Here is a 10,892-nt window from a genome sequence, read left to right as displayed (position 1 = left end):
ATCCACACCAGGCCAGAAGGCCCTCACCCATTTCAAGATCCCTCAACCGAGACCTACATCACCCGTCCACAACCTCCCCGGACAGAACACCTAGGTCGTCCTCCGGTCCGATCGGGCGAAGGGCCGATTCGTAGTCGCCCGTGACGACCAGGTCATCGATCACCCGAACCATGGATGAGATGCCGGCATGGCGGACGATGAGTTCGTCCCAGCAGTAGAAGTACGTGCCGTCAAGGCACTCGCCCGTGTCCTTCCACCGGTCCATCAGGCGCTGGACCTCGTCGAGGGTGAATATCGTCCCGGACCACCGATTACCGTCGGGGAAGGTCAGCCACATGTCGACGTTGCAGACCTCCTCCAGGTCTTCGCCCGCCCCTGGCACGAAGCAGATCTCGTAGCCTTCGCGCTTCACCCGGTAGAACGGGCCATCCCACATGTCGCCTCCGAGAAGCCTCTGCCGCATCGACTCGCGCGGAAACTAGCGCCACAAGCAATCGCACACCAAGTCCACGCCATCAGCGGCACTCAACCAGTCCGTCGCACCCACCATGCAGGACATCCCAGTCCGTGCCCCTTCCGTGCCCGATCAGACGGGAAACCAGGGGGAAGCACGGTGCCACTCGCGCACGAAGAAGGGGCGCCCCCGTGTCTTGGGGCACCCCTTCTGTCCAGCGCCTTCGCCGGCCTAGTGCGGAGAGTGTGGGATTTGAACCCACGGTGACATCGCTGCCACGACGGTTTTCAAGATCGTTCGTCGACTTGGCTGGTCCAGTCTGCGACGCTGCACGAATGCTGACTGAAGATGAGGCCAGGACGCTTGTGCTGCGGGAGCTCGCACGGATGACAGAGGCGGGACACTGGGACCTAGTGATCGCCAGCGTCAAACCCGTTTCGTTTGGCTGGGTGTTCTACTGGTGCGCGCGACAGGACATAGGTCGCCCCGCCGGCACGCGGCCGAGTCTCGGCGGGAACGCCCCCTTCTTGGTGGACCGGGAGAACGAACGGCTCGTTCAGAGGGGGACCGGTGTACCCATGTCCCAGCAGATCGCGGACTATGAGCGACGGCTACGGCGCGAGGCTCGCGCCCGCAACACGGCAGCGAAGCGCGCCAGGCAGCAGGCAAGTGCAGCAGCCGACGCGACCAGTAGCGACGCCGACCGGCCGTGAAGTGACCCGACGACCGCCGTGAGCGGATCCGGCTCTAGCTACGGATCTGACGGTGCGGCGCCGCGGAGGGGTTGGCTCCCTGGGCCGTCTCTGGGCCGTGCGAGGTTGCTCAACAGCGGTCAACGATGACCAATGACACCCACTCAGGTCCAGCGGTGCACCGCTTCGACCAGCGAAAACGCAGGTCGCCGACTTCTCGGGCAAGACCCAGGGCGAGAAGAAGTAGCCGCCCGTGATCTGGCCTCTCAAGGCAGAGCCATCCGCGTAGGCTGCAATGGGAGGGGTGACAGATGGAATCGTTCGGATACCTGGTCGATGTTCTAATTTGGGGCATCCCGGTCGCGGCACTGTTGGCGGGGTCGCTCATCGCGGTCCTGGTCGTGCGATGGCGCCGCAAAGCCATCGAGGCATTGGGGCGTGCCGAGAACGATGCGTGAGTACAGCAGCGGAGTACAGCAACCAGGGCTACCTCACCTGACCTTCGCCACCCCTCCAGTGCCGAGCTACCTGCCGAGCAGACCTCAGCGACCGTCCCGCCCATAGTTCGCATCGAGGGGGTTCGTGCCCGCTGCGTGCCCGTTCGCAGGGGACGCAGCGGGGACTCGCGGGGAACGGCGGCGCCAACTTCGCTCCGGGCCAGGTCAGGGAGTCGCCAGGTCAGCGGCCATCCGCATACGACGTCTTCCAAACTGGTGACATGCCACACGCGCAGCAGCGGCCTATGGCCGGACCGCAGACCGAGGGACTGACCCGGAAGGGGATGGTGTCAGAAGTCTGGTCTAGATTTGGCCTGTGACCCACAGTCGTTCCAATGCCGGGGCACCCCGCGAGCCTGACTTGCCGCCCTACCAGGTTGTCCTGGCGGAAACCGACTGGGGTTCGCTCCAGATGCCTTTCGGGTCCGGTGAGGACCTTCCTAAGGTTCTGACGCAACTTTTGGAGCCCGATCCCAAGGTCCAGGTCACGGCTTTGCAGGAGCTGGGTGAGCTGGTCGGCCACCAGAACACTATTTACGAAGCCACCGCCCCCGCCGCCATGTACGTCGCTGCCATCCTCACCCACCCGGCGGCCATGACGCGACGGCCCTATCGCGACATCCCCATCCGCGCGACGTTGTTGGGCTGGCTGGCTTCCACGCTTCACGACGCCTCCGACGAGATCGTCGCCCGCAACGAGGAGTACTGGCCAGGCTTCGCCCCGGACACCACGGTGGCGGCCTTCCGGGAGTTGCGTCCGATGCTCTATCGGGCCGTCGCGCCCTTCCTGCAGGACAGCCACGAGAACGTGCGCGAAGCCGCCGTCATCGCCGCGCTCATCCTCGCCGAACACCCCGCGCTCGCCGAGCACCGTGATCACCTCGCCGGGCACGCACGCCGCATCCTGGACACCAGCAGCTACGAGCCCAACCGGCGCGTCGCGTGGAGAGCCCTCAACGCATGGGGCCACCATCCGCCCGGCCCGGAGCCTCTTTCGGAGGAGGCCGAGGACTGGGAGCCGCACAGCGATGGCCACGGTGATCTCGAACCTCCCTTCTGACCGATACGCGCACGGAACACCTGCAGACCATGGCAGCAGGTGAGAGACACACCAACCCAAGGTCTCGCGTGCCACATCCGTGCCAGAACGAGCGGGGTCCCACGGGGAATAGAAGTGCGCCAGGGTGCGTGCCGCCGGACTCCACTCAGGGCATGGAACCCCAGGTCAGGACAGGGGCCGCCCCACCTCGCTCCCAAAGCGGGTGTCGCAGGTTCGAATCCTGCGTGGGGCACAAGGGAAAAGGCCCGCACCGATCATGGTGTGGGCCTTTTTGACGGCAGGGTTTGACGGCAACCGGGTCTCAGGCGCCCGGCAGTCGGCGCTTGAGCAGGCGGTCCATGTGGCTGATGGCTTCCCGCTGGGTGTCGTGCGCGACGTGGGTGTACACGTCCATCGTGATGCTGATCTGGCTGTGCCCCAGGATCTCCATGATGACCCGGGGCGCGACGCCGGCCGCCGTCAGCAGCGTGGCGCAGCCGTGCCGGGCATCGTGCAGCCGGACCACCCGCAGCCCCGCTTGCGCGGCAACCCGGGTGAAGGACCGGTACACGTTCCGCGGCTCCACCGGGCGGCCGTTCCTCGTCGCGAAGATGTGCCCGGCCTCAGACCAGGCGACGCCCGTGCGCGTGAACACCTCGCGCTGCCGCAAACGGTGCCAGCGCAGCGGCGCGATGCACAGGGCCGGCATCGGGACGACCCGGCTGCGGCGGCTCTTGGGATCGTCGTCGTAGAGCGTTCCCCTGCGCCGCTGTGTCTGCTGTCGCACGTGAAGCACGCGATTGTCCAGGTCCACATCCGACCAACGCAGGCCCACCAGCTCCCCGCGGCGCAGCCCCATGCAGATGGCCAGCACGAATGCGGCGTACAGCGGGTCCGTGCGCGAAGCTTCCAGGAACGTCAGCGTTTCCTGCAGCGACCACGGGCGGATCTCCCGTTGCTTCATGCGGGGCGGCTCCACCAGGGCCGCCACGTTCCGAACGATCAGCTCCTCCCGCACTGCTGCCGTCAGCGCGTGCGCAGCACCCGGTGTGCTTCCTTCGCGGTTGCTGCGGTCTGCTCGTTCTGCACCCGGGTGATGAAACGGCGCACGTCGGCGCCACTCAACGACTCCAGCCGCTTCGTGCCCAGCAGAGGAATCAGGTACGGACGCACGTGCGCCTCGTACTTGTCGTACGTGCTGAGCTTGCGGCGCGCCTGGACGGCGGTTACTGAGCATCCACCCCAGGTCTTCAACCGTCATAACCGACGTCATCGCAGTCAGGGTCGGAGCCATCGAGCCGACCCCAGACGAGCTGATCACGTCCGCTCACAGAGCTCTCTGCCCGAGCCCAGACGCCATGCGAGAAGTCGAGCGAGAGCTTGCCATCGACCAGTTGCCTCGCCAGCGTGAGCCTGAAGAAGACGACTGAACCCGATCTTGTTACAGATTTCTCTACCTCATCAAGACACCCGGCGTCGCTCACGCTCCGCCGGGCGCGCGGCCCGCGTCCGGCCGCGCCCACGCTCCTGTCTCCGCCCCGCTCGGCACGGCCGTCCGCCACCGCGCGCCCTCAAAATAGGCCCAGGGGGCATGAGGTCAGAACCGCGGTGGCTGGGGCGACCGGCGCTCCGATGCTTTAGGCAGCCGTCATGGGGCGAGCCTCGAAGATCCGGGCCCACATCGGGCTATTGCGGGCAGGCAAGGAGCCAGCCCGATACGCGGCCAGCGTACGGGCCCCGATCTCTCGCCCCGTGCCAGCTCCAGCCCAAAGCCTCTCCACACCGGCCGAGCTGTGCGTGCGGGCTTACAGTCGGCCGTCAAAGCCATTCGGCCACTGCCGCCGGCCCAGGAGATCCGCACTAGCAAGCGTGCGCCCCAAGCGGGCTGGTCCGGCCAGCGGGACCCTAGTCCGTGTCGTCCAGCCGAGACAGGGGCTCGTGCAATGCCTCGCGAAGTCGGGCCGTCGTGTCGATGCTCAGGCCCATCCTTGCGTGCTCTACCTCCCGCGCAAATACTGCGATCCGATCGAGGTCTCGCAACTGCCGCCGCAACTCGTCTGCAAGTGATTGTTCGAGGTTGCCCTCGTCGTCGTCACTTTCGTACATCAGCTGATCAATGGCTTCGACGGCTCGGCCGCTCACCCAGATCGCGAAGTCCGCGCAGCCGTGCATATAGGCCTCGGCGGCGTGGAGCACGGCAGCGGCAGCGGAGTCGTCAGCATCGTCGGGGCCGTCCTGTCCCTCGTTGTGGCAGAAGTCGCTGAGGTAGAACGAGCCAAGCCCGCGTTTGACCTCCCCAAATGCCGTCGAATCACCGAGGGCGGCTTCCCATAGCGCGTTGAGCAGTGGCCGGAGACTCAAGGTGAACCCGAACTGGTCCTCGCTCGGCAGCCGCTCATGCATCCGCATCAGGCGTTCTGCGACTGCTACTGCGAACAGAACGCGCTCACCGTCTGAGACGGCAGTCAATCTCTCGGACACCCTTGCGTCCAGGTCCTTCCACGTCTCTTGTGTCACGACCGCGGCTCTCTCGTCTGGTGGTCACTCGATCGGCCCAGACTGTACCTTCGCGTGCCGGACTGGTCAGCCCCGATCTATGAGCGGCCGTGCCACAGACGTGCCAGATGCAGCAGGAAGCAATGGGGAACCACGGGAAACCACGGCCGCAAGGAGACTCTGCCGCAGGTGGCAACTTCCCCAGCTCAGAGAGAGTGCGCAGCCTCAGTCTTCCAAACCGGTGCGTCAGTTCACCTCAGTCCCGTAGGTGCGGCCAGCCGTCCCGGTTGGAGAAGCTCTCGAAGCAGTACTGGGTCGAGCGGTCCCACTCCTCGCCGGTGGCCAGCTCGTACGCCTTGTCCGGCACGTACAGCAGCCATTCACCGTCGCACTCGGTGGAGGTGTAGGGGCTGAACTTGTCGACGTCGAAGAAGACGCTCTCCCAGACGGCCTGCCCCCGCGGCCACCACAGCACAACGTGCGTACAGGAACCCGTCACCCGACTGCGGGAAAGGTCTGCCATCTCGGGCTGTCAGGTCGACCACGGGAGGCTGCCGAATTTCTCCTGGTCTAGGCGGTAAAGAGCCTCGGCGTGGCGTTCCGCGAAGCCGATGATGTCGGGGACGGAACGACGGCCCAGCTCCTCGGCGAGGCGTTGGCAGTTCTCTTGGGTTGCTTCGCCGTTCAGGGTGGCTATCAGCGCCCAGAACTCGGCCCATGTCATTCTCATGGGCGCACGATGTCAGAGCGGTCTGACATCCACAGTTGACATCAACGAGTGCGGATGACAGCGGTCGTACCCGGCTGTCCGCAGCAGCCGTCAGCAGCGGCCCACCCAGCGTCGGAGGTAGCGCGATCGAACTTGTAAGGCGGTGCTCACGAGGTCCGGATGATTCATCCTGTCTCCATGAGGCTTCAGGGTGACCCGGTGACGACAGACCGAGCATTGCTCGTGAACGAGCTGCGGTTCGATCCAGGTGCGATCTACGAGCTGGACCGCCCCCTGATGCTCACTCCCGGCGACCAGGTGCACATCGTCCAGGACCAGCAAGTAGTCATCAAGCGCGCTGCCGGACACGAAGAGAGGCCCGCCGGCCACTGGACTCCGTGGTGCTGGTCTTGGCGTCTCGTCTGACTGCTGTCCTACCGGATGCGTGCCAGATCGAGCGGCGAACCACGGTCAACGCCCGGCATCGCATGACCCTCTTACACGGGCAACAGCGGGCCATCTGCCCAGGTCGCCCCTCCCACTCCGCATCACTCAGATCACCCCGCCCCATACCCGTATCTAAAACTCGGACACGAAGCAGTCAGATGACCCACCGGACAAGTCCTAGCTATTCATCTGAGGAAGCGCCTTCCGCCAGCGGACGAAAGGTTTGAGCACGCCACGGAAAAACAGGTAATCGGGCGTCTCCTGAATCGAGTCCCATCCTTGGTAAAGGTTTACGTTGGAGATGTGCGGCGCTTCGGCCCGCAGGCTGTCCAGGTGATCGAGAACGGAAGACCCCATACTCGTGTCGCCGACGAACTGCCAGAAGACGTTCTCGCCGTATGCCTCTTCGAGCTCATCGGCCAACCCGGGACCCTCCGAGTGGAGTCCCCACACGAAGAACAACACGAGGGTCGGTACCTCCTCCGCACGGATGCTTCGCGCGATTCCCCTGATCGCCTCAGCTGCGTCCTCGGGGCCGAAGAGCTCATAGCGGGCCGTGCGCTGGGTGAGCAGGTTGCCCCGCGCAGCATCGTGAGAGAGCAGAGGTTCGCGTGGGAGGACCGCCCAGTCCTCGATCCACCCCGCGGCTTGAGGCAACCGGAGCTCAGGAAGGCGATGCGGCCGTGATGTGTACATCCAGGCATCGACGCCTGCCCCGGGAGCCAGGAAGTCGCCCAAGGTGGCGGCTCTGCGGGCCATGTCGGCGATGACTCCGGCCTCGAACGGATAACGGTGTGCCCCGGGTAGGGCTAGCACGACGCGAGTCGAATGTCGCTTCGTCCCGCTGATCCGGACGGCTATGGACGCAGAGTAAATCCCTTTGCGGGTCACCCGCGCACCCTATTCGACCGCTCCGACGGCAAGAACAGCGTCTGCTGGAGCAAGGCGCAGACGGCAGTGACGGCAACGGGGACAGGCGGTCGCAGTACCCCGTAGCCTGCCACGGCCGTGATTCACGTCGAGCCGGCCGTGCCAGCGGACTGTGCCCGCATCTTCAAAGCTCAGATTCCAGCCGTTGTCGGGGCACTGGCTCCGTAGATCCTGACGGCAGAAGATGACGGCAACAGAGCCGTACAAACGCGGACCCCGGCGGTTTCGGGAGGCTTGCCCTGAGCTGGAGCAGTGCCCACACGGGCGCGCCTGTGGCTGTGAACGAACTCCTGAAGCGGGTGTCGCAGGTTCGAATCCTGCCTGGGGCACATGGCGAAGAGCCAGTTCAGGGGCTTGATCCCCGAAACTGGCCCTTTCTCGTGACCACGGTGATGCCACCTCCGTGCCACGACGTCCACTACGAGTCCACGTCACCTCGCGCCTTGGGGATCAGCGACCCGAGGCGATCGGCGATCTCGGCCGTTGCCACGTGCTGATAGATCAGCGCGGCGCGCGGAGTGCTGTGGCCCATCCTGGTCATCAGGTCCCGCAGGCTCACGCCGGAGGCGGCCAGGGTGTTCCCCGTGCGTCGTAGATCGTGAAAGTGCACGTCCGCCGTGATGCCCGACCTGGACCGCGCACGGATCCAGTCGTCGCGGATGTTGCTCCGCCGCACCTGCCCACCCCAGGGGCCGAGAAAGACGTGACCGTCCCGGCCGTGCCCGGCGTAGGTGTCGAGGTGCCGCTGAACGTCCGGCAGCAGTTCGCTCGGGAGGGCCACTCATGCCAGCTCCCGCCCAAAGCCGCTCCGCCGACCTCGTGCCTCAGCTGCCCGCACTTACCGACCTGCAACCTTGACTGGACGTGATCAAGGCCTGGATAAGATCACGCCCGACACGTACGAGGTTGGGGGCGGGACCTAGTGAAGCGGCAACTGATTTCGATGGCTTGCGGTGGAACGGCGGCTCTGGTGCTGCTGGCAGGTTGCAGCAATTCCCGCGCTGAGCCGAACCCTGACCGAGCCGCCTCGCCGGCTGCGTCCGCAGGCCAGGAGGAGGCTCCCCAGTCGCCCAAGGCAGCAATTGCCGTTCACGTCAAGACGGTCTTGGAGCACCGCCTCACTCCCAATGAGTCGCGGTTCGGTTCAGGCACAGGGTCGCCCTGCTCAACCTCGTCAGCGCGGATGTTCACTGCCGAGTGCCGCTCCGCAGCGGAAGCCACAGGGGCCGATGCATCGTTCGCTCTGGAGCAGATCGAGCACCGCGAAGGCTTTGCGACGCTGCGTTCTGTCGCCAACAAGCTCCGGACCGCTGTCGCTAGGTACCAACAGCTTGGCTGCGCCAACAACCCGACCAGCGCATCGACCCGTCACGCCTGCCTTGAGCCTGCGGCCCTCATCGCTCAAGGCTTCCCAGATCTTCGCGATGGCGCCAACCTCGGCCTGGGGGGTCTCTAGGCCACGGTCCGACCGGGTCGTCTCCGGGCCGTCCGGTGGTGCTCAATGACAACCAAACTGACAACCGCTGACAGCCCAACCGCAGGTCAGAGTACCGACCAAGAACGTCTCCCAGGTCAGGTGACCGGCGAATCACTTCCAGGAGAACTGATCCGACCACCTTCGGCAGGGTACGGATGCGTTTCCTGATCAATGCGGACCGGCGCATGGTGGTGGTCTTCGAGCCGACCGCGGCCGAGTACGTGATGGAGCCGGACAAGGACGTGGTCGTGGAGTGGTTCGGAGACGGCGATGACGGCATGGTCTCCTTTGAAGCTGAGGACTTCGTTGTGCACGCGCCGAGCGGCGGCTACAACAGGGCCTGGGACTCCGAAGGCATAGAGATCTACATAGGGCCTGAATCAGGACCAGACGCACGCTGACGTATCGGGCTGGCCGCATGACAGACTGCCGTCCATGACGCACAGCCGAAAGGGCCATGCCGCGTAGGCGCCCCTCACGCCTCCGGGCGAACAACAGACGCTTTGCTGCCAATCGCGGCAGTTACTCAAAGATCAGCCGACTCTCGGGCCCCGCTCAAGCACAAGTCATCGAGTTGGAACGAACCCGGCTCCAGCCCGGCCTGGTAGGGCAAGCTCTCTCCCGATGGGCAGCCATCGCACAAGCGCCGAAGGACCAGCTTCCCTCACCGTTCAGTGACCGGTGCGGCGTCCCAGACTGCTGCCCTGAGCCCTCAGACGAGCGAGATCTACTGGAGCTGGCGATCTGTGCTCTCCCAAAAAAGACAGCCCGAGAGTTGCGCAGCATCGTGCAGACTCTCGACCTGAAAATCCTCGAAAGACCCGATGGCCTGCCATACGGCGAGCCGACAGCTTGTTGGTGGCGAGACGCCTTCTGATCCGACCGTGCCCCATCGCCGAGTTGGTGCTGTTGGGCCTGATCCGCTGTGGCGGACATCCGAGATCTGGGGTTCAGCCCCGGAGGATGTCCGTCATGGAGAGCATGGGGAAGAAGAAGCCACGCCCTCGCCGTTCGTTCGTACCGGAGCTCAAGGCCGAGATCGTCGAGCTGTGCCGACGCGGGGACCGCTCGGTCGGCCAGGTCGCCGAGGACTTCGATCTCACCGAGACCACGGTGCGCGACAGGGTGAAGCAGCGCTGTCGCTGCACCCCGTGGGGCAGTCGGCCCCTGACCGCTGTGGGTGGTCAGTGGCCGGTCGGTACTGGTCACGCGGAAGGCGTGGGATTCGACGGAACAGAGCACGTCCTGGCGGCACTCGGGGAAGCGAGAGGTGCTCCCGACGGCTGATCCGTGCCGGTCAGCCCAGCACGGTCGTCGTCCAGTCGTGCTGGTCCGTCCCGAGCAGGGTGAACCGCTTGAGCCAGCCCTTCGGGCCGCCCACCGTGCGGTAGGCGTCCACGCCGTACATCGACTCGGTGCAGAGTTTGAGGCCGCGCTCCCGGACGCAGGTCGGCTTGGGCGGGACGTGCTGGGAGCCCACCGGGGGCGAGCTTTTCGCGGGCTCGGGCAGGTCCGGCTGGACCGTGGTCGTGATGTACCTCCCCCCGACCAGGAAGCTGATGGTGGTCGTCCAGGGCACATGCCTTGCCCAAGGGGTCGGATCCTCCTGGAAATAGGCCGAGGAAAGCGTGAGTCCCGCGGGCACGTCGCTGATCCGGTACGGCAACGGAATCGCCCGGTGAGCCACGACGACCCCTTCCGCGATCCGGTGCAGGATCTCCTGTGCGCCGGTACCTGCCATGTAATCGGCGCTCAGTTCGGCCCAGCGGCCGTCCGCTGTCTGCCAGCGCAGAGTCCACGCGCCGGCGGGCCCCCAGGCGGCCGTCGCGCTCTTCCCCACCCAGTACGCGGGGCGGCCGTTGACCGACGGCGCCTCGACCCGGTGCTGCCGCGGGCCTCCCGGGTAGAAGGGCCGCCCGGTCGAGGGCGTGGTCCCCTCGGGGTAGACCTTGAGCCAGAGGATGGGTGCGACCGAACCGCCTTCGGGGACCTTGCCTTGGGCCCGCACGACGGTCTTGCCCTTCTCCGGCAGATAGCCGAGGGCGTCGATGTTCTTCGGGAGCCAGCCGAAGGACGCCTCCACGGTCAAGGGGGCGTGGCCTGTGTCCGGAGCGGGGGTGGGAGCGGTCCAGACCCGGGGCGCGGCCGGCG

Annotated in this window: 13 protein-coding genes and 1 pseudogene; 6 read left to right on the top strand and 8 right to left on the bottom strand. The window is 65.7% G+C overall.

Translation table 11 applies throughout. From position 1 onward, the window contains the following. Positions 1-58: 58 nt before the first annotated feature. Positions 59-436, bottom strand: coding sequence for a hypothetical protein (locus tag ACFYYN_RS43180; RefSeq protein WP_500550174.1), 378 nt, complete (start codon positions 434-436; stop codon positions 59-61). A gap of 353 nt (positions 437-789) precedes the next feature. Between ACFYYN_RS43180 and ACFYYN_RS43175 the strand changes: the two genes are divergently transcribed. The 3 genes from ACFYYN_RS43175 (at position 790) to ACFYYN_RS43165 (ending at position 2,703) form a co-directional block, all read left to right on the top strand. Then, the gene (locus ACFYYN_RS43175; protein ID WP_500550173.1) at positions 790-1,167 is read left to right on the top strand and encodes a hypothetical protein; all 378 of its coding nucleotides are present in this window, start codon (positions 790-792) and stop codon (positions 1,165-1,167) included. Between the two features lie 290 nt (positions 1,168-1,457). Next, positions 1,458-1,604, top strand: a complete 147-nt coding sequence (locus ACFYYN_RS43170; RefSeq protein WP_500550172.1) for a hypothetical protein — start codon at positions 1,458-1,460, stop codon at positions 1,602-1,604. A gap of 355 nt (positions 1,605-1,959) precedes the next feature. Next, complete coding sequence (locus tag ACFYYN_RS43165; protein WP_500550171.1) at positions 1,960-2,703, top strand: hypothetical protein; 744 nt, start codon at positions 1,960-1,962, stop codon at positions 2,701-2,703. A gap of 301 nt (positions 2,704-3,004) precedes the next feature. On the opposite strand, the pseudogene ACFYYN_RS43160 reads toward ACFYYN_RS43165, so the two are convergent. The 4 genes and pseudogenes from ACFYYN_RS43160 to ACFYYN_RS43145 all read right to left on the bottom strand — a co-directional run. Then, positions 3,005-3,903 (bottom strand): annotated as a pseudogene (locus ACFYYN_RS43160) (tyrosine-type recombinase/integrase); the annotation flags it as partial. Positions 3,904-4,587: 684 nt separating this feature from the next. Next, positions 4,588-5,199, bottom strand: coding sequence for a hypothetical protein (locus ACFYYN_RS43155; RefSeq protein ID WP_500550170.1), 612 nt, complete (start codon positions 5,197-5,199; stop codon positions 4,588-4,590). Between the two features lie 235 nt (positions 5,200-5,434). Beyond that, positions 5,435-5,677: a hypothetical protein gene (locus tag ACFYYN_RS43150; protein ID WP_500550169.1), complete on the bottom strand. Its 243-nt coding sequence runs from the start codon at positions 5,675-5,677 to the stop codon at positions 5,435-5,437. A 33-nt stretch (positions 5,678-5,710) separates the two neighbouring features. Further along, complete coding sequence (locus tag ACFYYN_RS43145; RefSeq protein WP_500550168.1) at positions 5,711-5,908, bottom strand: DUF4240 domain-containing protein; 198 nt, start codon at positions 5,906-5,908, stop codon at positions 5,711-5,713. 177 nt (positions 5,909-6,085) lie between these two features. On the opposite strand from ACFYYN_RS43145, the gene ACFYYN_RS43140 reads away from it, so the two are divergent. Beyond that, positions 6,086-6,313: a hypothetical protein gene (locus ACFYYN_RS43140; protein ID WP_500550167.1), complete on the top strand. Its 228-nt coding sequence runs from the start codon at positions 6,086-6,088 to the stop codon at positions 6,311-6,313. 198 nt (positions 6,314-6,511) lie between these two features. On the opposite strand, the gene ACFYYN_RS43135 is transcribed toward ACFYYN_RS43140, so the two are convergent. Together ACFYYN_RS43135 and ACFYYN_RS43130 are read right to left on the bottom strand one after the other, a co-directional pair. After that, positions 6,512-7,225: a VWA domain-containing protein gene (locus ACFYYN_RS43135; protein ID WP_500550166.1), complete on the bottom strand. Its 714-nt coding sequence runs from the start codon at positions 7,223-7,225 to the stop codon at positions 6,512-6,514. 457 nt (positions 7,226-7,682) lie between these two features. Further along, on the bottom strand, positions 7,683-8,045 hold the full coding sequence (locus ACFYYN_RS43130; protein ID WP_500550165.1) for a tyrosine-type recombinase/integrase: 363 nt from the start codon (positions 8,043-8,045) through the stop codon (positions 7,683-7,685). 851 nt (positions 8,046-8,896) lie between these two features. Here ACFYYN_RS43130 and ACFYYN_RS43125 point away from each other — a divergent pair. Beyond that, on the top strand, positions 8,897-9,142 hold the full coding sequence (locus tag ACFYYN_RS43125) for a hypothetical protein (protein WP_499512359.1): 246 nt from the start codon (positions 8,897-8,899) through the stop codon (positions 9,140-9,142). A gap of 571 nt (positions 9,143-9,713) precedes the next feature. Next, positions 9,714-10,028 (top strand): transposase, encoded by a 315-nt coding sequence (locus ACFYYN_RS43120; RefSeq protein WP_500550164.1) that lies wholly within the window; start codon positions 9,714-9,716, stop codon positions 10,026-10,028. 10 nt (positions 10,029-10,038) lie between these two features. Here ACFYYN_RS43120 and ACFYYN_RS43115 read toward each other — a convergent pair. Continuing rightward, positions 10,039-10,892: hypothetical protein (locus ACFYYN_RS43115; RefSeq protein WP_500550163.1), on the bottom strand; the 854-nt coding region annotated here is incomplete at its 5' end.

This window comes from Streptomyces sp. NPDC001902 (genome assembly GCF_042891295.1).
GTDB lineage: Bacteria > Actinomycetota > Actinomycetes > Streptomycetales > Streptomycetaceae > Actinacidiphila.
The sequence above is the reverse complement of the archived record's forward strand: the minus strand, read 5'-3'. Positions and strand labels throughout refer to the sequence as shown.